The 21,465-nt window shown below is 61.1% G+C and carries 23 protein-coding genes; 12 read left to right on the forward strand and 11 right to left on the reverse strand.

Annotation, left to right across the window (positions count from 1 at the left end; all coding sequences use genetic code 11):
• The 7 genes from AC2FMY_RS18910 to AC2FMY_RS18940 form a co-directional block, all read left to right on the forward strand.
• Positions 1–982: TraB/GumN family protein (locus tag AC2FMY_RS18910; protein WP_496807893.1), on the forward strand; the 982-nt coding region annotated here is incomplete at its 5' end.
• Between the two features lie 21 nt (positions 983–1,003).
• Positions 1,004–1,987, forward strand: coding sequence for a TraB/GumN family protein (locus tag AC2FMY_RS18915; protein ID WP_496743734.1), 984 nt, complete (start codon positions 1,004–1,006; stop codon positions 1,985–1,987).
• Between the two features lie 109 nt (positions 1,988–2,096).
• On the forward strand, positions 2,097–3,017 hold the full coding sequence (locus tag AC2FMY_RS18920; RefSeq protein ID WP_480749529.1) for a manganese-dependent inorganic pyrophosphatase: 921 nt from the start codon (positions 2,097–2,099) through the stop codon (positions 3,015–3,017).
• A 226-nt stretch (positions 3,018–3,243) separates the two neighbouring features.
• Positions 3,244–3,618, forward strand: coding sequence for a hypothetical protein (locus AC2FMY_RS18925; protein WP_480749530.1), 375 nt, complete (start codon positions 3,244–3,246; stop codon positions 3,616–3,618).
• 252 nt (positions 3,619–3,870) lie between these two features.
• Positions 3,871–4,746: a TIGR01459 family HAD-type hydrolase gene (locus AC2FMY_RS18930; RefSeq protein ID WP_496807894.1), complete on the forward strand. Its 876-nt coding sequence runs from the start codon at positions 3,871–3,873 to the stop codon at positions 4,744–4,746.
• Positions 4,747–4,848: 102 nt separating this feature from the next.
• Complete coding sequence (locus AC2FMY_RS18935; protein ID WP_480749532.1) at positions 4,849–5,292, forward strand: MaoC family dehydratase; 444 nt, start codon at positions 4,849–4,851, stop codon at positions 5,290–5,292.
• Between the two features lie 69 nt (positions 5,293–5,361).
• On the forward strand, positions 5,362–7,071 hold the full coding sequence (locus AC2FMY_RS18940; RefSeq protein WP_496807895.1) for an adenylate/guanylate cyclase domain-containing protein: 1,710 nt from the start codon (positions 5,362–5,364) through the stop codon (positions 7,069–7,071).
• 32 nt (positions 7,072–7,103) lie between these two features.
• Here the strand turns inward: AC2FMY_RS18940 and AC2FMY_RS18945 are convergent, their stop codons facing one another.
• Together AC2FMY_RS18945 and AC2FMY_RS18950 are read right to left on the reverse strand one after the other, a co-directional pair.
• Complete coding sequence (locus AC2FMY_RS18945) at positions 7,104–8,093, reverse strand: methylenetetrahydrofolate reductase (RefSeq protein ID WP_480749534.1); 990 nt, start codon at positions 8,091–8,093, stop codon at positions 7,104–7,106.
• Positions 8,090–8,674, reverse strand: coding sequence for a methylenetetrahydrofolate reductase C-terminal domain-containing protein (locus AC2FMY_RS18950; RefSeq protein ID WP_496807896.1), 585 nt, complete (start codon positions 8,672–8,674; stop codon positions 8,090–8,092). Before AC2FMY_RS18950 ends, AC2FMY_RS18945 begins: the two co-directional genes overlap by 4 nt.
• A 265-nt stretch (positions 8,675–8,939) precedes the next feature.
• Between AC2FMY_RS18950 and AC2FMY_RS18955 the strand changes: the two genes are divergently transcribed.
• From AC2FMY_RS18955 to AC2FMY_RS18965, 3 genes are read left to right on the forward strand one after another with little or no spacing between them, the layout of a single operon-like run.
• The gene (locus tag AC2FMY_RS18955) at positions 8,940–9,872 is read left to right on the forward strand and encodes a bifunctional riboflavin kinase/FAD synthetase (RefSeq protein WP_496807897.1); all 933 of its coding nucleotides are present in this window, start codon (positions 8,940–8,942) and stop codon (positions 9,870–9,872) included.
• Positions 9,869–10,342 carry a YcgN family cysteine cluster protein gene (locus AC2FMY_RS18960; protein ID WP_496807898.1) on the forward strand — a complete coding sequence of 158 codons (474 nt, stop codon included), beginning with the start codon at positions 9,869–9,871 and terminating at the stop codon, positions 10,340–10,342. The genes AC2FMY_RS18955 and AC2FMY_RS18960 overlap by 4 nt, the downstream gene beginning before the upstream one ends.
• Positions 10,342–11,379 carry a threonine aldolase family protein gene (locus AC2FMY_RS18965; RefSeq protein WP_480749538.1) on the forward strand — a complete coding sequence of 346 codons (1,038 nt, stop codon included), beginning with the start codon at positions 10,342–10,344 and terminating at the stop codon, positions 11,377–11,379. The genes AC2FMY_RS18960 and AC2FMY_RS18965 overlap by 1 nt, the downstream gene beginning before the upstream one ends.
• On the opposite strand, the gene AC2FMY_RS18970 is transcribed toward AC2FMY_RS18965, so the two are convergent.
• Together AC2FMY_RS18970 and AC2FMY_RS18975 are read right to left on the reverse strand one after the other, a co-directional pair.
• Positions 11,380–12,192, reverse strand: a complete 813-nt coding sequence (locus tag AC2FMY_RS18970; RefSeq protein ID WP_496743722.1) for an alpha/beta fold hydrolase — start codon at positions 12,190–12,192, stop codon at positions 11,380–11,382.
• Positions 12,189–12,791: a 2-hydroxychromene-2-carboxylate isomerase gene (locus AC2FMY_RS18975; RefSeq protein ID WP_480749540.1), complete on the reverse strand. Its 603-nt coding sequence runs from the start codon at positions 12,789–12,791 to the stop codon at positions 12,189–12,191. The genes AC2FMY_RS18970 and AC2FMY_RS18975 overlap by 4 nt, the downstream gene beginning before the upstream one ends.
• Before the next feature lie 110 nt (positions 12,792–12,901).
• Here AC2FMY_RS18975 and AC2FMY_RS18980 point away from each other — a divergent pair, with 110 nt between their 5' ends.
• Positions 12,902–13,921 carry a ribose-phosphate pyrophosphokinase gene (locus AC2FMY_RS18980; RefSeq protein ID WP_480749541.1) on the forward strand — a complete coding sequence of 340 codons (1,020 nt, stop codon included), beginning with the start codon at positions 12,902–12,904 and terminating at the stop codon, positions 13,919–13,921.
• Positions 13,922–14,090: 169 nt separating this feature from the next.
• Here AC2FMY_RS18980 and AC2FMY_RS18985 read toward each other — a convergent pair whose 3' ends face one another.
• The 7 genes from AC2FMY_RS18985 to AC2FMY_RS19015 form a co-directional block, all read right to left on the reverse strand.
• Positions 14,091–14,441, reverse strand: a complete 351-nt coding sequence (locus tag AC2FMY_RS18985) for an H-type lectin domain-containing protein (RefSeq protein ID WP_480749542.1) — start codon at positions 14,439–14,441, stop codon at positions 14,091–14,093.
• Positions 14,442–14,559: 118 nt separating this feature from the next.
• Positions 14,560–14,970, reverse strand: a complete 411-nt coding sequence (locus AC2FMY_RS18990; protein WP_480749543.1) for a F0F1 ATP synthase subunit epsilon — start codon at positions 14,968–14,970, stop codon at positions 14,560–14,562.
• Positions 14,971–14,982: 12 nt separating this feature from the next.
• Complete coding sequence (gene atpD, locus AC2FMY_RS18995; RefSeq protein ID WP_496743719.1) at positions 14,983–16,407, reverse strand: F0F1 ATP synthase subunit beta; 1,425 nt, start codon at positions 16,405–16,407, stop codon at positions 14,983–14,985.
• Positions 16,408–16,427: 20 nt separating this feature from the next.
• Positions 16,428–17,303: a F0F1 ATP synthase subunit gamma gene (locus AC2FMY_RS19000; protein ID WP_496743718.1), complete on the reverse strand. Its 876-nt coding sequence runs from the start codon at positions 17,301–17,303 to the stop codon at positions 16,428–16,430.
• A 12-nt stretch (positions 17,304–17,315) separates the two neighbouring features.
• A complete protein-coding gene (atpA, locus tag AC2FMY_RS19005; RefSeq protein ID WP_480749546.1) occupies positions 17,316–18,854 on the reverse strand; it encodes a F0F1 ATP synthase subunit alpha in 1,539 nt (512 codons plus the stop codon).
• Complete coding sequence (locus tag AC2FMY_RS19010) at positions 18,855–19,415, reverse strand: F0F1 ATP synthase subunit delta (protein WP_480749547.1); 561 nt, start codon at positions 19,413–19,415, stop codon at positions 18,855–18,857.
• 310 nt (positions 19,416–19,725) lie between these two features.
• Positions 19,726–20,460, reverse strand: a complete 735-nt coding sequence (locus AC2FMY_RS19015) for a methyltransferase domain-containing protein (protein ID WP_480749548.1) — start codon at positions 20,458–20,460, stop codon at positions 19,726–19,728.
• 61 nt (positions 20,461–20,521) lie between these two features.
• Between AC2FMY_RS19015 and gloB the strand changes: the two genes are divergently transcribed.
• Positions 20,522–21,289 carry a hydroxyacylglutathione hydrolase gene (gene gloB / locus AC2FMY_RS19020; RefSeq protein ID WP_496807899.1) on the forward strand — a complete coding sequence of 256 codons (768 nt, stop codon included), beginning with the start codon at positions 20,522–20,524 and terminating at the stop codon, positions 21,287–21,289.
• Positions 21,290–21,465 lie beyond the last annotated feature (176 nt).

The raw sequence follows: 21,465 nt of genomic DNA on the forward strand, positions 1-21,465 counted from the left end.
GATTCGCGCCCTTTTTGCCCTGATGCTGATGCTCTCGGCATCCGTGGCGCAGGCGCGGTGCACCGGAAGCGACCTGCGGGATCGTCTGACCCCGACATATGAGCAGCGTCTGCAACAGGAAATCCGCAAGGTTCCCTTTGCCTATGGCAACCACTGGGTTGCCACGCGGGGCGAGCGACGCATTCACGTGATCGGCACGCAGCACAACGGCGACAGCCGCATGCGGCGGGTCATGCGCAACCTGCGTCCGGTCATCCGGTCGGCCGACGTGGTGCTGCTGGAGGTAACGACCGCCGAGATAAGACAGCTCGATGACGTGCTGCAAAGCAATCCCGGCCTCCTGCTCATTCCGCGCGGCCCGACGCTGGCAGACATGATGTCGGCTGAGGACTGGAGCATGCTGAAGCTGCGGATGCTGCCCGAGGGTCTGGACCCCAAGGTGCTGGCCCGGCTGCAGCCATGGTACATTTCGCTGACCCTGTCGCGCTCGGGCTGTGGCGGGCGCGGCATCGCCGCCTATGCCGGGCTGGATGAACGGATCGAACGCATGGCCCTTCGCAGCGGTGTCCGCGTCGCATCGCTCGAACGGGTGGGCGACGGTATGCGCGCGCTGTCGGATCAGCCGGTGCGCGACCAGTTGCGCCTGTTGGAGCTGGATATCAAAAGCTCGCTCAACTATGACGATCAGGTCGTCACGCTGGGCAACGCCTATTTCGACGAACGGCTGGCCGAGGCCATGCTGATCCAGAAATGGACGCTGTACCGCGACATCGACATCCCGCGCCGCGAAGTCACGCGCCTGTTGCAGCAATATGACCGACGGATTCTGGCCGGCCGCAACCGGGCATGGCTGCCGGTGATCCTGAACGCCAGGGGAAAGACGGTTGTGGTCGCCGTCGGGGCGGGGCATCTTGCCGGACAACAAGGGGTTTTGAACCTGCTCCAGAACAACGGATATACCCTGACCCGCGCCGAATTCTGAATTTCAACAATGGATGATTTCATGCGTCTGCTGCTTGCATTTGTAATTTCCTGCCTGTTGCCGGCGACGGCTTTTGCCGCATGCGAAGGGCGTGATCTGCGGCTGGACCTGACCGCCGGGGACCGTGCCGCGCTGGATGCCGAGCTGGCGGAAATTCCTTTTGCCGAGGGCAACCACTGGATCGCGCGCAAGGATGGAACGACCCTGCATCTGGTCGGAACGTTGCACACCAGCGACCCGCGGATGGACGCGATCGTCGATCGGCTGACCCCCGCACTGTCGCAGGCCGATGCGTTCTGGTTCGAGGTCAAGAAAACCGACATGGAGGCGTTCGAACAGGGGCTGGCCACCGATTTCAGCCCGGTCCTGATCACCTCGGGGCCGACCCTGATCGACCTGTTGGACGACGAAAGCTGGGCCGCGCTATCCAACCGTCTGGCGGAACGCGGCATTGCAAGCTGGATGGCGGCCAAGATGAAGCCGTGGTTTCTGAGCATGATGCTGGGTATCCCGCCCTGCATCGTCAAAACCCCCGGCGCCGACCGGGGCATGGATCAGCGGCTGACCGAACTGGCCGAGGCGCATGACATCCCGCAGCACTCGCTGGAACAGGTCAGCGACCTGATCGCGATTTTCGAAAGCCACCCGATCGAGGAACAGGCGCAATCCATCGTCCGGATGGCCGACGCGTTCGAGGCCGGGGACGACCACATGGTCACGATGGCCAATGCGTATATGGAGGAACGGCACGCCGAGATTCTGCTGGTCGCGCGCCTGCTGGGGCAAGAGACGTCCGAGATTGCACAGGACGAATTCGACAAGGAATGGGCAACCTTCGAGGACCAGCTTGTCGTGCAGCGCAACCGGAACTGGCTGACCCATATCCTGGGCATTCAGGGCCAGACCGCAGTCATCGCCGTAGGTGCCGGCCACCTCGCCGGAGAAGAGGGGTTGCTTCACCAGCTCGAACAGGCCGGCTATGATCTGCAGCGCGCCGAATTCTGACATCTGAGCGCCGGATCAGACCAACCGTCGCATGCCGCGTTCTGCCGGGTGACAAGCCGATGTGACCGCCCTATAAGGCGCGCAAATTTCCAATTCGCAGGACGCTGACATGACCACCCAAGTATTTGGCCACAAATCCCCCGACACCGACTCGACCGGTTCGCCCATCGTCTGGGCCTGGTACCTGAACGAGGTCAAGGGCGTCGCCGCAACCCCGGTTCTGCTGGGCGAGCCCAACACCGAGGCCGCGTTCATGCTGCAGCGCTGGAACCTCGACAAACCGGCCATCATCGCCGATGTCGAAGATGGCGCGCCAGTCGTGATCGTTGACACCAACAACCCCGCCGAGTTGCCCGCCAACATCAACGGTGCCGACATCCGCGCCATCGTCGATCACCACAAGCTGGTCGGCGGTCTGGAAACCAAGGGTCCGATCGACATCACCGTGCGCCCGCTGGCCTGCACCGCCACCATCATGATCGACCTGATGGGCGACGATGCCGACAAGATGCCCGAGGCGATCAAGGGTGCGGCGCTGACCTGCATCCTGTCCGACACGCTGGAGTTCCGCTCGCCCACCACCACCGACCACGACAGGGCAGTGGCCGAGAAACTGGCCGTCGATCTGGGACTCGACATCCCGGCCTATGCCGCTGAAATGTTCGCGGCCAAGTCGGACGTATCGTCGTTCTCGGATGCCGAACTGATCCGCATGGACAGCAAAGAATACGAGGTTGACGGAACCAAGTTCCGCGTCTCGGTTCTGGAAACCACCGCGCCGGGCGTGGTGCTGGACCGCAAGGCCAGCCTGACCGACTCGATGGTCGAGGTCGCCAAGGAAGATGGCGTCGATCAGGTGCTGCTGTTCGTGGTGGACATCCTGAACGAAGAGGCGACGCTGCTGGTGCCCAACGATCTGGTCAAGGGCGTGGCCGAGAAAAGCTTTGGCGCCACTGTCGATGGCGACGCCGTTGTTCTGCCCGGCATCATGAGCCGCAAAAAGCAGATCATTCCGAATCTCAAGGTCTGATCCCATCGCATCGCTGCGCGAAAGGCGCCCGACCGGGCGCCTTTCTTCTTCGCCTTTTGCGAACATTCTCGGTTGTTTTATCGATAGACTGCAATTCCGGCGCGTTAGTTATTGTCGCCGGAGAAGCCAGGATTTGTCAGCTCAACTTGTTCAGATCATTGCAAAAAGATGGCATGTGTGCAAAACGGTCCGCACACGCATAATTGGAAATTGAAAGGCGTAATTCGTGCTAAAGAATATCATTCTCACCGGCTTTCTGATGGTGCCGCTGGCCGCATGTGCAACTTGGGAAACAAGCAATATCGACAACAATCCGCCTGAGGCCGCCGTCGCCGCGATCACCCCGGGCGAAGTCCATCTGACCAGCGCCGCTTTTGACCCGGCCACACAGACAAAGATCTCGGATCTAAAAGTTTCGGTCAACAAGACAACGGCCTTCCATCCGGAGCCGACCGTTGAGCATGTGGAACAGAAGCTGCGCGAGGAAGCGGCAAAGATTGGTGCGGATACCGTTGTCGATACCAAGATTACCGGTGTGAAGGTCACACCCTTCAGCTGGGGCACCCGAGTTGGAACCGGAACCGCTGTTCGTGTCCAATAGAGGCTACGGAAATCCGGTCAATTCGACAGCTTGACCAAGCATTGCCCGGACCATGCCAAACCCGTAAAAGACGCCGCTCGGCGTCTTTTTTTCCGGCGTAATACCCTCAACCCGATCCCGGACCGCCGTTCGACCGGACCAGGGCGGATGTTGGGCAATTCCGACAACGTTCCCGACGCCCAGACAAGCAGCATGGTCAATGCCCGTCAGTTGGGGCATAACCGCCATAAACGCACAGGACATCAAGGCCCCATGACACAGATCATTCATTCGCTTTCCGAAATTTCCGACCGGTACAAGGCTCTGTTCGTCGATCTGTGGGGTTGTGTTCACAATGGCATCACTGCCTTTCCCGAAGCAGTCACGGCGCTGAAGGATTTCCGCGCGGCGGGCGGCAAGGTGGTTCTGGTGACCAACTCGCCAAAACCCCGGGCCGGTGTCGCGGTGCAGTTGGGGCATTTCAACGTGCCGAACGATTGCTATGACACCATCGCCACCAGCGGCGACTCGGCGCGGTCGGCAATGTTTCTGGGGGCGGTCGGTCACAAGGTCTATTTCATGGGGGAATGGCAGCGCGACGAGGGGTTTTTTGAGCCGCTGAAGCTGTTGGACCATCCCATTCACATCGACCGGGTCCCGCTGGACGAGGCCGAAGGCATCGTCTGCTGTGGCCCGTTCGATCCTATGGCAGATCCGGACGTGAACCGCCCCGATTTCCTTTTTGCCAAGCAGAAGGGGCTCAAGTTGCTCTGCGCCAACCCCGATATCGTCGTCGACCGGGGCGAGGTGCGCGAATGGTGCGCGGGCGCTTTGGCGCGGCTTTACACCGAGATGGGCGGCGAGAGCCTCTATTTCGGCAAACCTCACCCGCCAATCTATGATCTGGCCCGCCGCAGGCTGGCAGCGTTGGGCACCGATATCCCCGATTCCGACATTCTTGCTATCGGTGACGGCCCCGCCACCGACATCGCCGGCGCAATGGGTGAAGGCATCGATTCCCTGTTCATCACGGGCGGTCTGGCTGCATCCGAGACAAAAACATCGGTCCACCCTCATCATGAATCTCTAATGGACTATATAAAAAGGGAAAAAATGGAACCGACCTATTCAATCGGACGTTTGCGCTAGCGGAATTAGGGGTTGATTTTCTGCGACTGCGAAGTAATAAAGTTGCTCATCACCGGTCGGAAGTAACGTTTTGTTGCCCGGCCACGGCATTGAGAGGGCGACATGTTGGACAATCTTCCGCGCGGAACCATCTGCATCGAGGACATCGAAATGGGCATGACCCGTCACCTGCGCAAAGTGGTGACGGACGAGGATATCGAGATGTTCGCCCAGGTTTCGACCGACCGCAATCCGGTGCATCTGGACGACGACTATGCCCGGGACACGATCTTTGAAGGCCGTATTGCGCACGGCATGCTGACCGCCGGGCTGATCTCGGCGGTGATCGGCGAGCAGTTGCCCGGCCACGGCACCGTTTACATGGGCCAGACCCTGAAATTCCTGGCCCCCGTCCGCCCCGGCGACATGGTCTATGCCGAGGTCAAGGTAGTCGATATCGATATCTCAAAGCGCCGGGTCAAGCTGGACTGTCACTGTGCCGTTGACGGCAAGAAGGTGCTGGTTGGCGAGGCCATGGTTCTGGCCCCCTCGCGCAAATTCGACTGATCCCGGAACTTGGCCAAAACCTGCAAGTAAGTTACACTTTTCCCGTCGTTAGTGCCGGCGGGAGGAGAGATGCAGCGTAGGCTAGCCACGATACTGGTCGGCGACATCGTTGGCTCCACCCGCCAGATGGAGCAGGACGAAGAGCGGGCTATTCGCAGTTTTTCGGATCGGCTTGCGGTGGTTTCCGAGACCGTAAACAAGCATGACGGGCGGGTTTTCAACCAGGCCGGCGATGCGGTTCTGGCCGAATTCCAGAGCCCGGTGAACGCGTTGCGGGCCGCGATGGCTGCGCGCGGAGCGATTAACGCGGCACAAAAATCGACCGTGTCGGACATGCGGTTTGGCCTGCATCTGGCGGATGTGGTGGACGTGGACGGAGACCTGCGCGGCGATGGCGTCAATATCGCGGCGCGCATTCAATCGGCGGCCGATCCGGGCGCAATTGACACCAGCCAGAGCCTGTTCGATCAGGTTCGCCGCAATTCGCCCTGTGTCTTCGACGATATAGGCGAGCGTCGGTTCAAGGGTATTTCAGAACCGATTCACGTGTTTCGCGTCCGGGAAGAAATCGTGCGTTTCCGGGGTCGGGCCAGCGAGCAGTTCAAGTTGGATGTGCACGCCAAACGCCCACATTCGATTGCGGTTCTGCCCCTGCTCTCGGCAAGTTCCGCCGATACCGACCAAAATACGCTTGCCGACGGGCTGACCGAGGATCTGATCCTGGACCTTGGTCGGATGAAACAGTTGTTCGTGGTATCGGCCACCGCCTCGATGGGTCTGTCCAATCGCGATCCTGTCGCGGCGGGCAATCTGTTGGGGGTTCGCTTCATTTTGACCGGCTCCATCCGGTCTTTGGGGTCGAAGCTGCGGCTGAACCTCAATCTTGTCGAAACTGAGAACGGACAGGTTCTTTGGACCGACCGCATCCAACGCCCGTTCGATGAATTCGTCGACATGATGGAAGAGATCACCGCCCGTGTAACCGCAACAGTGACAGGGCGCGTTCTGGAAGCCGACACCCAAACCGCCCGCCAACGCCCGGCGAGTTCTTTGACGGCCTACGAATATTACCTGCGGGGGCTGGACTATCACCGCAGAGGGGGCGTCACCGATCAGAACGTTCACAAGGCCTTGCACTGGTTTGAAAAGGCGATCGAGACCGATCCGAACTTTGCCAAGGCTCAGGCCATGTGGGTGTGTTCGGCATCCGGATTGCCCGACTACGACTGGGGCGACGGGAGGCGGCGCACCGAACGGGCCTTGCAACTTGACCCAAACGACCCCGAGGCCAACCGCATTATGGGTTCGATCCTGATGCTGGAATACAAATTCGATGCCTCGCGCACCTATCACCGCAAGGCGATCGAGCTTGCTCCAAATGACGCGTATATCATTGGCCGGTGCGCGGCGTTTCATAACTTCGCAGGTGAACCGGAAACCGCCTTGTCGCTGCTGGACCGCGCCGGAGCACTCGATCCGTTCCTGCCTGCGTGGATCACCGAGGAAAGGATCGCGGCCCTTTATCATCTGCAAAGATACGACGACGTTCTGAGTGCCGCGCGCGACCTGCCCTTTCAGACGCGACGAAGCTTGTTGTACAAGGCCGCCTCGCGGGTCGCGTTGGGCGACACCCGGCAAGCCGTTGCAAACGTGGCCGACGCGTTGGGCCGTGACGCAGATCTGACTGTCGAATTCGTTCGCTTCAACGAATGCTACCAGGACCGCAGCATAGCGAAGACGCTGATAGACCGATTGCTGCAGGCGGGGCTGCCGAAATAGCTCAGCGAATGATCCGGGCGCAAACCGAATTGCTATTTTTTGCGCGGCTTCGAGCGCCCTTTCAGAACCCCTGATTCAAGGATGATCTCGGAAACAAGGTGCTCACGGCGATAGGCCATCACGTGAACGCCCGACACGCCTGCGATTTCCTTGATCTGCTGAATCAGTTCGACACAGATTTTCTTGCCTTCTTCCGCCGGTTTGTCGGCCTTTTCCATCCGGTCGATGATGTCGTCGGGAATGTGGATGCCCGGCACGTTCGACCGCATCCAGCGCGCCGCCTTGGCCGAGGCCATCGGCCCCACCCCGGCGATGATGTAGACCTTTTTGTCCAGCCCTTCGTCGCGCACCCGCGACATGAATTTCTCGAACAGCGGGATGTCGTAGATATAGTTGGTCTGAATATACTCGGCCCCCGCCTCGACCTTTTTGGCCAGCCGGTTCGGGCGCCAGTCATAGGGCGGAATGCAGGGATTTTCAGCAGCCCCCAGAAACAATTGCGGCGGCCGCGTGATCTTACGGCCGGACAGGAACTTGCCCTGATCCCGCATGGTCCGGATCGTGCGCAACAGCGTCAGCGAGTCGAAATCGAACACCGGTTTCGCCCCCGGCTGATCGCCGGTACCGACGCCATCCCCGGTCAGGCACAGCACGTTGCTGACACCCAGCGCCGCCGCGCCCAGCACGTCGCCCTGAATGGCGATGCGGTTCCGGTCGCGGCAAGAGATCTGATAGACCGGCGAATAGCCCGCGCGTGTCAGCAACGCGCATATCCCGATCGAAGACATATGGCAGTTCGCGCCCGACGCATCGGTTGCGTTGATCGCATCCGCCACCTCACCCAGCGGTTGGGCGGCCTGAAACACATCTTCGGGATCGGCGCTGTCAGGCGGGTTCAGCTCTGCCGTCACCGCGAAGCGGCCAGATCGCAAAACCCGTTCCAACCGGCTGTGCGAGACATATCCCTCGGGCACGGGAACATAGCCCGAAGGCTCCACATCCTTGCTGGATGGTGCGCTCATGTTCTGCCTCCCTGATGCGTCGTGGCGCGTGGTGGTTCCTCGGCCAGCGGCGCCGAAGACGGCTCGTTCTTGCGCGCCTCGGGAAAGGCCTGCGCCAGCGTCTGGCGCGCGGCATTGCGCGCCTCGCGCCGTTTGGAGGCAATCTCGCGGCTGACCCGCAACCACGACGACGACCCCTTCAGCGTGTGTTCGACCGGCGGCAGCACCTGCTTGATCTTTTCCGGGCCTTCTCGCATCCGGCTCGACCCGTCCCAGGCCAGCGCCCAGACGCATTTCATATCGGGCTTCACCTCGCAGAACGCGCCCGGCCTCACCCCGCCGCAAGGACCGTTGCGCAATTGCTTGGGGCAGTTCATCGGGCACGACATGCCGGTCGAGGACAACACGCATTGCCCACACATCTTGCAATCGAACAGCAGGGTCTTGACGCCTTTTTCGACCAGTGCAATCGGGCGTTCGACGCGGTTATAGCCAATCTTGGCAAAGACCGGATCAAGCGCCACCATCCCTTGCTCGACGCGCTTGTAGACCCACTCGAAAAACCGAGCGTGGCGAATGGCGAATAGGCGCATTCTGTACATGAGGCACGACCTCAGGGTATGCCCGCGATCTCAAGGGACCGGAACCGAATACCTTTTTCCGACGGGCGGTTACATCAACCGGAGTTCCACTTTACACCTCGTCTTTTTGGCGGATCAAGAAATAGATTGGGCAATGCAAACCTGTCGCACAGCGACAGACAGCGTGGATGTCAAATCAGCCCGCCGGCCTTGGGCACACTTGTGACCCCGGCAATTCGTGAACTGGTGCTTGAACAAGGTCCGTTGTCAAGCTACGCAGGCGCCCATGCGGATCATTCGGGATTACCAGTTCGTCGAAGATCAGGATCGCGGCGCCAGCGTCGCGATTGGCAATTTCGACGGCGTCCATATCGGCCACCGGTCGGTGATCGAACTGGCCCGCGATGCCGCCCCCGACGCCCCCTTGGGCGTACTGACCTTCGAGCCGCACCCGCGCGAGTTCTTTGCCCCCGACAGCCCGCCTTTCCGGCTGATGCGCGGCAACACCCGCGCGCACCGGCTGGAAAAACTGGGGGTCAAAAAGCTGTATGAACTGCCCTTCAACGCCGCGCTGGCAGGACTGACACCAGAAGGTTTCGCAAGGGGCGTCATCTGCGACGGTCTGGGTTTGGCGCATGTCGTTGTCGGAGCGGATTTCTGTTTTGGCAAGGGCCGCAGCGGTAACGCCGAAGACATGGCGCGGTTTGGCCGCGAAATGGGGTTTGGCGTAACGATCGCCCCCTTGATGGAACGGTCCGACAACGTCGTTTCATCCACTGCGATCCGTACTGCGCTGACCGAAGGCCGGCCGCGCGATGCAGCCACGATGCTGGGCCACTGGCACCGGATCGAGGGCGAAGTCATTGGCGGCGAACAGCGCGGACGCGAGTTGGGCTTTCCCACTGCCAACATGTCGATCGAGGGGCTGCACCAGCCGAAATTCGGTGTCTACGCGGTGCTGGTCGATGTCCTGGACGGACCGCATCAGGGCAGCTATCACGGCGCCGCCTCGGTCGGCACCCGACCGATGTTCCGGGGCGAGCAGCCCAATATCGAAACCTTCCTGTTCGATTTCTCGGGCGATCTTTACGGCGCGACACTCTCGGTCGGGTTGGTCGAGTATCTGCGCCCCGAGATGACATTTGACGGGCTCGACGCGCTGGTCGCACAGATGGATGCCGACTGTGCAAAAGCACGCGAGATTCTGGTGGCGGTATGAGCAAGGACCCCATCGACCGCACCGGGCTTGCCCCGCGTTTCTGGGAGCGCAAGCCGCTGCGCAAGATGAACCCGCAGGAATGGGAAGCGCTGTGCGACGGGTGCGGCAAATGCTGCCTGAACAAGCTGGAAGACGAGGACAGCGGCGAGGTGGCCCTGACCTGTGTCGCCTGCCGTCTGCTGGATGACGAAACCTGCCGCTGCACCCAATACGATATCCGCCACCAGTTTGTGCCGGAATGCATCGTGATGCGCCCCGACAATATCGACACCCACGCCTATTGGTTGCCGCAAACCTGCGCCTATCGCCTGTTATGGGAGGGCAAGCCGCTTTACGACTGGCACCCGCTGATCTCTGGCACACCCGAAAGCGTGCATGCGGCGGGTATTTCGGTACGTCACAAGACCGTTTCGGAATTCGAAACCCCCGAAGAAGAGTGGGAAGACCACATAATCAAGGAACCGATCTGATGTTTTTTGCCTCTGACAATTCCGGCCCCGCTCACCCCGAGGTTCTGCAAGCGCTGACCGAGGCCAATCAGGGCTATGCCATGGCCTATGGCGCCGACGCCCTGATGAACGAGGTGCGCGATAACATCCGCGGCATATTCGAGGCCCCCGGCGCGGCGGTCTATCTGGTGGCAACCGGCACGGCGGCCAACTCGCTGGCCCTGGCCACACTGTCAAACCCGTGGGAAACTGTGTTCTGCTCGCCCGTCGCCCATATCCACGAAGACGAGTGCAACGCACCCGAATTCTACAGCGGCGCCAAGCTGACCCTGGTTCCCGGTGGTGACAAGATGACCCCCGAGGCGCTGCGCGGAGCGATTGCGGGCGAAGAAACCCGTGGCGTGCATGGGCCACAGCGCGGGCCGGTGTCGATCACCCAGGTGACCGAGCGCGGCTCGGTCTATTCGCTGGGCGAATTGCAGGCGCTCTGCGCCGTGGCCAAGGGCTATGGGTTGCCGGTGCACTTGGACGGCGCCCGTTTTGCCAATGCGCTGGTGGCGCTGAACTGTTCGCCCGCCGAGATGACATGGAGGGCCGGCGTCGACGCTGTCAGCTTTGGCGGCACCAAGAACGGCTGCATGGGGGTCGAGGCGGTCATCTTCTTTGACGAAAGCAAGGCCTGGGAATTCGAACTGCGCCGCAAACGCGGGGCGCACCTGTTTTCCAAGCACCGCTATCTGTCGGCCCAGATGGCGGCCTATCTCAAGGATGACCTGTGGCTGAAATCAGCGCGTCAGGCCAATGCCAACTGCGCCCGGCTGTCCGATGGCCTGCGCAAGGCGGGGGCCGCCTTCCTGCATGAACCACAGGCCAACATCATCTTCGCCAGCTTCCCCCGCAGCACCCACAAGCGCCTGCACGACGCGGGTGCGGTCTATCACCTGTGGGGGGCGGAGCTTGAAGGCGACGACGATACCGAGGCCCTGGCCTGCCGCCTGGTCTGCGACTGGTCGATCGGCACCGCGCAGATCGACCAGTTCCTGACGCTGCTCACCTGATCAGACACGCGCCCAGAACCCAGCGATCCGATCCGCCGTCTCGCGGGGGTGCGAGATCGGCGCCATGTGCCCTGCTCCGTCGATCACGTCGCTGACCGCGTCGGGAAGACGGCGCGCCAATCCTTCGTTGATCGCGGCGATTACCGGGTGGGTCAGTGACCCGCGCAACAACAGGACCGGCATCGACGCCCGGTCCAGAACGCCCGGTTTCAGCAACCCCGCGCGATCGTTGAACAACGTGTCATCCACCGTCGGCACCACGTGAATGCCTCGGATCATCGCCGCCCGCGTATTGTCCGGCAATTGTGGCCAGCGCGGGCTGTCCTCGGTGCTCCACATCCGGTTGAACAACCGTGCCGCCAGCGCCTCGTCCCCTGCCGCCAGTGCCTCCAGATAGGGTCCGGCATCCTCGGCATGCTGTTCGATCAACCCCGGCGCATCCCTGACGGCGACCGCAAAGAACACCGGCTCGATCAAAACCACGCTGCGCACCAGATCCGGGCGTTCGACCGCCAGGCGCAACGCCACCGTCGCCCCGAAGGAATGACCAATCAGATCCATCGGTTCGCTCAGTTGGGTTTCGGCGATCTCGACGATCCGGTCCTGGAAATCACCCACCTTGTCCCAATCCGGGCTGCGACCATGCGACAGCATGTCGGGCGCGGTAAAAGTTGCCTGCCCTCCCAGGCACTCTGCCAGCCCCCGCCACGCGCCGGAATGGGCGATGGTGCAGTGCAGCGCCAGCACCCGGCGCGCACCGTGCCCCAGCACGCGCACATGGAAAGGCTGCTGCAACGCGGCGTGATCCCTCACGCCTTCATCTCCGCCAGGTGGGCGTCAAGATCGTCCAGCCGGTCCTGACCCCAGAACCGCTGCCCGTCGGACGTGATATAGAACGGCGCGCCGAACACCCCGCGATCGACCGCCTCTTCCAGATTGGCGGCATAGGTCTCGGCCCCGACCAGCAATCCGCTATCCGCCAGCCCCGGATCGAACCCGGCCTGTTCCAGGCACTCGCGGATCACCTCGTCCTGAGCGATATCCTTCTGCCCGGCCCAGCAGGCCCGCAAGATGGAATGGCACAGTTTTCCAATGTCGCCCGCCCCATCCTTGGCCGCCGCGATAATCGCGTAGGAAGACGGTGCCGCATTGGTCGGCCAATGTGCGGGCTGCAGGTTGAACTCCATCCCCAGCTTCCGTGCCTGCCGCACCAGTTCCTGCGCCCGGTACTCGATCCGCGATTTATGCCGGTCTTTGGGCGGCGTTCCCCCGGTTCGGCCAAAAAGCGCAATGATGTCGACCGGCTTGTAGGCGATTGTCGCGCCGTGCCTGGCCGCGACCTCCTCCAACCGCTGCCCCGCCAGATAGCTGTAGGGCGACAGTGTCGCAAAAAAGTAGTCGATATCGGCCATGTTCACTTTCTCCGCTGCTGAACCTTTGCGGGACGGTAAGCCCATGTTAAGCGGTGTCAACATCACGAATCTGTCACATAACCTGCCGCTGCCCCGGGAATCACAGAACAATGCCGACACTCAACGAACCCAAGCTCATCTCTGGGAACGCCAACCTTCCACTTGCCAATGCCATCGCCCGCCGGATGAGCCTGTATCGCGGCGTCGATCAGGAACTGGTCGACGCACGGGTGGAGCGGTTCAACGACGGTGAGATCTTCGTCGAAGTGTTCGAAAACGTCCGCGGCGAGGATATGTTCATCATCCAGCCGACCTCGAACCCGGCCAATGACAACCTGATGGAACTGCTGATCATCGCCGATGCGCTGCGCCGGTCGTCGGCGGCACGGATCACCGCCGTGATCCCCTATTTCGGCTATGCCCGCCAGGACCGTCGTACCAAGGCGCGCACCCCGATCTCGTCCAAGCTGGTCGCCAACATGATCACCGGCGCCGGGATCGAGCGGGTCCTGACCATGGACCTGCACGCGGCCCAGATCCAGGGCTTCTTCGATATCCCCGTCGACAACCTCTATGCCTCGCCGATCTTCGCGCTCGACGTCAAGCACCAGTTCAAGGACCACATGTCGGATCTGATGGTGGTTTCTCCGGATGTGGGCGGCGTTGCCCGCGCGCGCGAACTGGCCAAACGCATCAATGCACCGCTTTCGATCGTTGACAAGCGCCGCGAAAAACCGGGCGAGATAGCCGAGATGACCGTGATCGGCGACGTCAAGGACAAGATCTGTCTGATCGTGGACGACATCTGTGATACCGCCGGAACGCTTTGCAAGGCCGCCCAGGTGCTGCTCGACAACGGCGCCAAGGAGGTTCACTCCTATATCACTCACGGCGTCATGAGCGGCCCCGCCGTTGAACGGGTGACGAATTCGGTGATGAAATCGCTGGTTATCACCGACTCGATTCAGCCCACCGATGCGATCCTCAGCGCGCCCAACATCCGCGTCGTTCCGACCGCGCCATTGCTGACCCAGGCCATCCTGAACATCTGGAACGGCACCAGCGTTTCCTCGCTCTTCGAAGACAAAACCCTGATCCCGATCTACGAGTCGCTTTATCGCGCCGCGTAGCTCAATCGTGCGCCTCCGGCGCGCTCGATTTGATTTTGTTTTGAGGGACGCTTTCCCTCAAACTCACTGGGCTACTTCAAACCAGAAAGAAGCATATACGAGGCTCTGGTTCTTTCTGGTTTGAAATACCCCGGGGTGAATTGCCCGCAGGGCAAGAGGGGCAGCGCCGCTAGGAAATGTCCCAGTCATCCTCGTTGCGAACTTCGCCTATTGCCATCCAGGAGACACGGATACGCGCAATGCGCGTGTCGGACCATGTCCGGAACACCGCCTCGAACCCTTCATTGCTGACGTTCTCGGGCGTCAGCTCGGCGCGCAGGGCCGAGGAATTGTCGACATCCCACAAGGACACATTCATCTGAACGGCTGGAGCGGAGCGGAAAGCTGTCCTGAACCGGACCGTCCGCCTGCGTTCACGTGGACCGGTTCCGGTCCACATCGCGCCGCCATTCTCAAATTCCGAGAACAGCACCGCTTCGCCTTGGTCAATACCGACGGGGTGCGAACAAAAATTCATCATCAAACTATCACAACCGTTGACTCACCTGCACCGTAGGGCAACGCCCTGAACAAGTCATGCAAAATGAATACGGCCCCGTTGTGACGGGGCCGTGCCGAAAATCGTGAAGATTCTTGACTTACAGGCTCATATGAGTTCCCAGCGCCTCCATGTCGGCCAGCAGCTTGGCTGCATCGTCGACGATGGTGTGGTCGCCCTGTTCCTTTGCCGCCTCGTGCGAGGCGCGGGCCTCGGCGATCAGCTCGTCCAGATGCGCGCGGGTCACTTCGGTCACCGGAATGGCCTTTTCGGCCAGCACCGACAAACCGTCGCTGTTGATCTGGGCAAACCCGCCGGTGACCAGGTATTCACTGGCCCCTTCGGGCGCCTCAACCTTCAGCAGACCGGGGCGCAGCGTGGTGATGGTGGGGGCGTGATCGGGCATCGCCGTCATGTCCCCGTCCGCGCCGGGAATCTGGACCGCGCTGGCCTGGAGCGAAGCAAGGCTCCGCTCCGGGCTGACGAGGTCGAATTGCATCGTGTTTGCCATCAGGGATACTCCTTAGGCAGCCGCTGCGGCCATACGCTCGGCTTTGGCGATCACTTCATCGATGCCGCCGACCATCAGGAAGGCCGCCTCGGGCAGGTGGTCGAACTCACCGGCCACAACGCGCTTGAACGAGTCGATGGTGACATCCAGCGGAACCTGAACGCCGGGCGAGCCGGTAAAGACCTGTGCCACGTCGAAGGGTTGCGACAGGAAGCGCTCGATCTTACGGGCGCGGGCCACGGCCAGCTTGTCCTCTTCCGACAGTTCGTCCATGCCGAGGATGGCGATGATGTCCTGCAGCGACTTGTAGCGCTGGAGGATCTGCTGAACGTCGGTCGCAACCTTGTAATGCTCTTCACCGACGATGGCCGGGTCCAGCAGGCGCGAGGTCGAGTCGAGCGGGTCCACGGCCGGGTAGATACCCTTTTCCGAGATCGCACGGTTGAGAACGGTGGTCGCGTCGAGGTGCGCAAACGAGGTTGCCGGCGCGGGGTCGGTCAAGTCGTCCGCAGGCACGTAGATCGCCTGCACCGAAGTGATCGATCCGGCCTTTGTCGAAGTGATGCGTTCCTGAAGCGCGCCCATGTCGGTGGCCAGCGTCGGCTGGTAGCCCACAGCGGACGGGATACGACCCAGCAGAGCCGACACCTCGGAACCCGCCTGTGTGAAGCGGAAGATGTTGTCGACGAAGAACAGAACGTCAGTGCCCGACTGGTCGCGGAACTGCTCGGCCAGGGTCAGACCGGTCAGAGCAACACGCGCACGCGCACCCGGAGGCTCGTTCATCTGACCGTAAACCAGAGCCACCTGGCTTTCCGCCAGGTTGTCCGGCTTGATCACGTTCGATTCGATCATCTCGTGATACAGGTCGTTGCCTTCACGGGTCCGTTCACCAACACCCGCAAACACCGAGAAGCCCGAGTGTACTTTTGCGATGTTGTTGATCAGTTCCATGATCAGAACGGTTTTGCCAACGCCAGCGCCGCCGAACAGGCCGATCTTGCCGCCTTTGGCGTAGGGGGCCAGCAGGTCGACCACCTTGATGCCCGTGACCAGAACTTCCGACTCGGTCGACTGCTCGTCGAATTCGGGGGCATTCTGGTGGATGGCGCGGGTTTCGGTGGTTTCGACCGGGCCTTTTTCGTCGATCGGTTCACCGACAACGTTCAGGATGCGGCCCAGGGTGGCATTGCCCACCGGCACCGAGATCGGTGCGCCGGTGTCGGTCACCGGGGCGCCGCGAACCAGACCTTCGGTCGCGTCCATCGCGATGGTGCGGACAGTGTTTTCGCCAAGGTGCTGCGACACTTCGAGCACCAGGCGCTTGCCGTTGTTTTCGGTTTCCAGCGCGTTCAGAATTTCAGGCAGCGCGTCATCGAACTGGACGTCAACGACGGCCCCGATGATCTGAGTGACTTTGCCTTTTGCATTCGCCATGTTTCGTCTCCGGTATGTCTCTACAGCGCTTCGGCGCCGGAAATGATTTCAATCAGCTCGTTGGTGATGACGGCCTGACGCGAACGGTTGAACTGGATCGTCAGCTTGTCGATCATCTCACCCGCGTTGCGTGTCGCGTTGTCCATTGCGGACATCCGAGCACCCTGTTCCGAGGCTCCGTTTTCGAGCAGAGCCGAGAAGATCGCGGTTGCGACCCCCTTGGGTAGCAGGTCGGCCAGAATGGCCTCTTCGCTGGGCTCGTAATCGAAGACCGCGCCACTGTCATCGCTCCCGGTCTCTTCGAACGAAGCCGGGATGATCTGGTGCGCGGTCGGGATCTGGGTCACGACGTTCTGGAACTTCGCATAGAAGATCGTGGCAACGTCGAACTCGTCCGCATCGAAACGGTTCAGGATGTTCTTTGCGACGTCCTGCGCATTGGCATAGCCGATACGCTTGACCTCGCTCAGGTCGATATGTCCAACGAACAGATCGCTGTAATCGCGCTTCAGCGCGTCACGGCCTTTTTTGCCAACGGTCAGGATCTTGACCGTCTTGCCCTTGAGCCGCAGCTCGTCCGCCTTGGCGCGCGCGAGCTTTGCGATGTTCGAGTTGAAGCCGCCGCAGAGACCGCGTTCGGCTGTCATGACAACCAGCAGATGGACATCGTCGCTGCCCGTACCACGGAGCAGCTTGGGGGCGCTGTCGCTGCCCCCGACCGAAGCCGCCAGCCCCGCCATCACAGCATTGAACTGTTCGGCATATGGGCGGGCGCTTTCGGCAGCGTCCTGGGCGCGGCGCAGTTTTGCAGCCGCGACCATCTGCATGGCCTTGGTGATCTTGCGGGTCGATTTGACCGACTCGATCCTGTTTTTAAGGTCCTTCAGACTTGGCATTGCCGCATCTCCTTAAGCGAAGGTTGCGGCGTATTCGTCCAGCGCAGCCTTGATCTTGTCGGCAGCATCGCCCTTGACCTTGGGATCTTCGTCGGTGATCCACTTCAGCAAGTCGGCATGCTTGCCGCGCAGGTGCGCCAGCAGACCGGCCTCGTAACGGCCCACGTCGGTCACCTTGATCTTGTCGAGATAGCCGTTGGTGCCGGCGAAGATGACGCAGACGATTTCCGCGTTGGTCAGCGGCGAGTACTGCGGCTGTTTCATCAGCTCAGTCAGACGCGCACCACGGTTCAGCAGCTGCTGGGTTGCGGCGTCGAGGTCGGAACCGAACTGCGCAAAGGCCGCCATTTCACGGTACTGAGCCAGTTCCAGTTTAACCGGGCCTGCGACCGACTTCATCGCGTTGGTCTGGGCCGAGGAACCCACACGCGAAACCGACAGACCGGTGTTCACTGCGGGGCGGATGCCCTGATAGAACAGTTCGGTTTCCAGGAAGATCTGACCGTCGGTGATCGAGATCACGTTGGTCGGAATAAACGCCGACACGTCGCCGCCCTGGGTTTCGATGACGGGCAGAGCGGTCAGCGAACCGGAGCCGAAGTCCTCGTTCAGCTTCGCCGAACGCTCCAGCAGACGGGAGTGCAGGTAGAAAACGTCGCCCGGATAGGCTTCACGTCCCGGCGGACGGCGCAGCAACAGCGACATCTGGCGATAGGCAACGGCCTGTTTCGACAGGTCATCATAGATGATCAGCGCGTGACGGCCATTGTCACGGAAGAATTCGGCCATCGCGGTTGCGGCATAGGGTGCCAGGAACTGCATCGGCGCCGGGTCGGACGCGGTTGCCGCCACGACGATCGAGTATTCGATGGCGCCGGATTCTTCCAGTTTCTTCACCAGCTGCGCAACGGTCGAACGCTTTTGACCGATGGCGACATAGATGCAGTACAGCTTCTTGGACTCGTCGTCGCCAGCCGCGTCGTTATAGACCTTCTGGTTCAGGATGGTGTCCAGGGCCACGGCGGTCTTGCCGGTCTGGCGGTCGCCAATGATCAGCTCACGCTGGCCGCGACCGATCGGGATCATCGCGTCCACCGATTTCAGGCCGGTTGCCATCGGCTCGTGTACCGATTTGCGCGGGATGATGCCGGGGGCCTTGACGTCTGCAACACCGCGCTTGGTGGCGTTGATCGGGCCCTTGCCGTCCAGCGGGTTGCCCAGACCGTCCACGACGCGGCCCAGCAGTTCGTCACCGATAGGAACGTCCACGATGGCGTTGGTGCGCTTGACAGTGTCACCTTCTTTGATGTCACGGTCGGAACCGAAGATAACGACACCGACGTTGTCGCTCTCCAGGTTCAGCGCCATACCCATGATGCCGCCTGGAAATTCGACCATCTCACCGGCTTGAACGTTGTCCAGACCGTATACACGGGCAATCCCGTCACCGACGCTTAGCACGCGGCCGATTTCGGCCACTTCTGCTTCCTGACCAAAATTCTTGATCTGGTCCTTCAGGATTGCAGAAATTTCTGCAGCTTGGATTCCCATTTATCCGACCTCTTTCATTGCATTCTGTAGGGAGTTGAGCCTGGAGCGGATCGAACTGTCGATCATTTTCGAGCCCACTTTAACGACAAGACCGCCGATGAGCTTCTCATCAACGGTCGCATTGATTGTCACGGTCTTGCCCACATTCGCGCTCAGCGTCTTGGCAAGCTTGTCCATCTGGGTCTTGGTCAGCGCCTTGGCCGATGCCACCTCGGCGGTAACCTCGCCGCGCTCGTCGGCCAGCATCTCGCGCAGCCCCTTGACCAGTTGCGGCACAACGAACAGGCGGCGCTTCTGCGCCATCAGGCCCAGCGAGTTGCGCAATACGGCACTCAGCCCCATCTTGTCGGCAATCGCGGTGATTGCGGCTTCCTGCTCGGCCCGGGATACCAGCGGAGATGCGATCAGATTGCGCAGATCGGCGCTGTCAGCCAGTGCTGCGGCCAGATCGTTGATGCCGGATTCGAGACCTGCAAGGTCTTTGTTCTCTTTCGCGATCTCGAAAATCGCGGTGGCATAGCGCTCGGCGATGCCTGCGGAAATCGAAGCTGGTTCGGACACGTCCACCCTTCCGATACTTTAGGCCCCGAATTCGCGCTTTGGCACTTACCCCGGGGGCGTGAAGAAACCCCGCCTTGAAGGCAGGGCATCAAAATCACCGGGGATGTAGCAGAGCGTTCCCAACCTCGCAATATAGTATAGCGGTAACGCAGTTATCCACAAAATGTTTGATTTCAACATGTTAGGAAAACTGCGACCCTTTTGCCCCCCAGATTGGCTTGAAAAATGTTACCAAGTTGCAGGTTTTTGCGATTCCTGTGACGTAATTTCCACAAGAACCGGCGCAATCGACCAAAACCCGCGCCCGCGATCAGGCCGGTTTCAGCAAACCGTCCAAAGCCTTGATCGGGCGTCGCACCGCGTCCTTGGTCACGTTGCCCTTTGGCGGGTGTACCCGCTTGCTGACCTCTACCATCAGAACACCGCCCGCCATGATCGTGGGCAGACGCTGACCGGTCTTTTCGATCAGGCTCGCTGACCGCAACCAGAATCGCCGGTAGGACGGGGGCAGGTACAGCGCCGAGCAATGGCTTTCAGGAAGAAACTGGTGAATCCTGAGCTGCGTTTCCAGCTGCCCCAGCGAATAAGGGCGGCCAAAGCCAAAGGGCGTCTTGTCCGAGCGCGACCAGAACCCGGCCCGGTTCGGGACGATGAACATCGCCTTGCCGCCCGGCCCCAGAACCCGCCAGCATTCCTCCAGCAGATCGTTTGGGCGCTCCGTGGTCTCCAGCCCATGCATGACCACCAGCTTGTCCACCTGCCCGGTATCGACAGGCCACAGCGTTTCTTCGCACAGCACCGACACGTTTGGCATCCCCGCAGGCCACGGCATCACCCCCTGCGGCCCCGGCATCAATCCGATCACCCGCCGCGCATCGGCCAGATAGGGGCGCAACAGCGGAACCGCAAAGCCAAACCCGGCCACGGTCTGCCCCTTCGCCTCGGGCCACAAGTCCAGCAGGCGGCCACGGATCGCGGCCTGCGCCGCACGGCCCAGCGTGCTGCGGTAGTAGAAATTCCTCAGATCCTGCACGTCGAGATGCATTGCGGACACCTGCTCGATCGGCTTAGCTGGGCGCAGTCTAGCAATGAAAGGGCAAAAGGCCATGCCTCTTGAAATCGTCACCATCCCCTGCCTCAGCGACAACTACGCCTTTCTCGCACATGACCGGGTCAGTGGCGAGACGGCGCTGATCGACGCGCCCGAGGCCGCGCCCATCCTTGCGGAACTGTCCGCGCGCGGCTGGACGCTCAGCCATGTGTTGCTGACCCACCACCATTATGACCATGTCGACGGCCTGGCCGAAATCCTCGACCGCCATCCCGCCCGGGTGATCGGCGCGGCGGCAGATGCGCACCGCCTGCCGCCGCTGGATCAACAGGTGACCGAAGGCGACACCATCACCATCGGTGGCGAGCCGGTGCATGTGATCGACGTGTCGGGTCATACCGTGGGCCACATCGCCTTTCACATGCCGCAAAGTGATGCGGTTTTCACCGCAGACAGCCTGATGGCACTGGGCTGTGGCCGCCTGTTCGAAGGCACCGCGCCCCAGATGTGGGTCTCGCTCAGCAAGCTGGCGGCACTGCCCGACGAAACAATCGTCTGTTCCGGACATGAATATACCCAAGCCAATGGACGGTTCGCCGAAACCATCGAACCCGACAATCCGGCACTGCAACAGCGTATTGCCGATATCGCCCGCACCCGCACCGCCGGAGAGCCCACCGTGCCCTCGACTCTGGCATTGGAAAAGGCCACCAACCCCTTTCTGCGCGCGGCAGAATCCGGTATTCAGGCCAATCTTGGCATGAGCGGAGCCGCTCCCGCCGATGTCTTTGCTGAAATTCGCGCCAGGAAAGACAGATTTTAGCCACAAAATGCGGTGTTCACGATCACGGTCACAGGAAATGTGACTGTCAAGAGCAAGAAAACCCTTGAAGCCGGGCAATGTTCAACCAAACTCTAATAGTATGAGGACATGGTTGAGCAGGGGGTTCGGCCGCAACTCGCCCCCCCGGTTTCGACCCAAGTAAAGAGGAGCACCCA

This window comes from Ruegeria sp. YKSE079 (assembly GCF_059612845.1).

Excerpts from the sequence above, each read along its gene's own strand:
- AC2FMY_RS18915 (WP_496743734.1), top strand. The coding sequence starts at position 1,004 with ATGCGTCTGCTGCTTGCATTTGTAATTTCCTGCCTGTTGCCGGCGACG.
- AC2FMY_RS18920 (WP_480749529.1), top strand. The coding sequence starts at position 2,097 with ATGACCACCCAAGTATTTGGCCACAAATCCCCCGACACCGACTCGACC.
- AC2FMY_RS18930 (WP_496807894.1), top strand. The coding sequence starts at position 3,871 with ATGACACAGATCATTCATTCGCTTTCCGAAATTTCCGACCGGTACAAG.
- AC2FMY_RS18935 (WP_480749532.1), top strand. The coding sequence starts at position 4,849 with ATGTTGGACAATCTTCCGCGCGGAACCATCTGCATCGAGGACATCGAA.
- AC2FMY_RS18940 (WP_496807895.1), top strand. The coding sequence starts at position 5,362 with ATGCAGCGTAGGCTAGCCACGATACTGGTCGGCGACATCGTTGGCTCC.
- AC2FMY_RS18945 (WP_480749534.1), bottom strand. The coding sequence starts at position 8,093 with ATGAGCGCACCATCCAGCAAGGATGTGGAGCCTTCGGGCTATGTTCCC.
- AC2FMY_RS18950 (WP_496807896.1), bottom strand. The coding sequence starts at position 8,674 with ATGTACAGAATGCGCCTATTCGCCATTCGCCACGCTCGGTTTTTCGAG.
- AC2FMY_RS18955 (WP_496807897.1), top strand. The coding sequence starts at position 8,940 with ATGCGGATCATTCGGGATTACCAGTTCGTCGAAGATCAGGATCGCGGC.
- AC2FMY_RS18960 (WP_496807898.1), top strand. The coding sequence starts at position 9,869 with ATGAGCAAGGACCCCATCGACCGCACCGGGCTTGCCCCGCGTTTCTGG.
- AC2FMY_RS18965 (WP_480749538.1), top strand. The coding sequence starts at position 10,342 with ATGTTTTTTGCCTCTGACAATTCCGGCCCCGCTCACCCCGAGGTTCTG.
- AC2FMY_RS18975 (WP_480749540.1), bottom strand. The coding sequence starts at position 12,791 with ATGGCCGATATCGACTACTTTTTTGCGACACTGTCGCCCTACAGCTAT.
- AC2FMY_RS18980 (WP_480749541.1), top strand. The coding sequence starts at position 12,902 with ATGCCGACACTCAACGAACCCAAGCTCATCTCTGGGAACGCCAACCTT.
- AC2FMY_RS18985 (WP_480749542.1), bottom strand. The coding sequence starts at position 14,441 with ATGATGAATTTTTGTTCGCACCCCGTCGGTATTGACCAAGGCGAAGCG.
- AC2FMY_RS18990 (WP_480749543.1), bottom strand. The coding sequence starts at position 14,970 with ATGGCAAACACGATGCAATTCGACCTCGTCAGCCCGGAGCGGAGCCTT.
- atpD (WP_496743719.1), bottom strand. The coding sequence starts at position 16,407 with ATGGCGAATGCAAAAGGCAAAGTCACTCAGATCATCGGGGCCGTCGTT.
- AC2FMY_RS19000 (WP_496743718.1), bottom strand. The coding sequence starts at position 17,303 with ATGCCAAGTCTGAAGGACCTTAAAAACAGGATCGAGTCGGTCAAATCG.
- atpA (WP_480749546.1), bottom strand. The coding sequence starts at position 18,854 with ATGGGAATCCAAGCTGCAGAAATTTCTGCAATCCTGAAGGACCAGATC.
- AC2FMY_RS19015 (WP_480749548.1), bottom strand. The coding sequence starts at position 20,460 with ATGCATCTCGACGTGCAGGATCTGAGGAATTTCTACTACCGCAGCACG.
- gloB (WP_496807899.1), top strand. The coding sequence starts at position 20,522 with ATGCCTCTTGAAATCGTCACCATCCCCTGCCTCAGCGACAACTACGCC.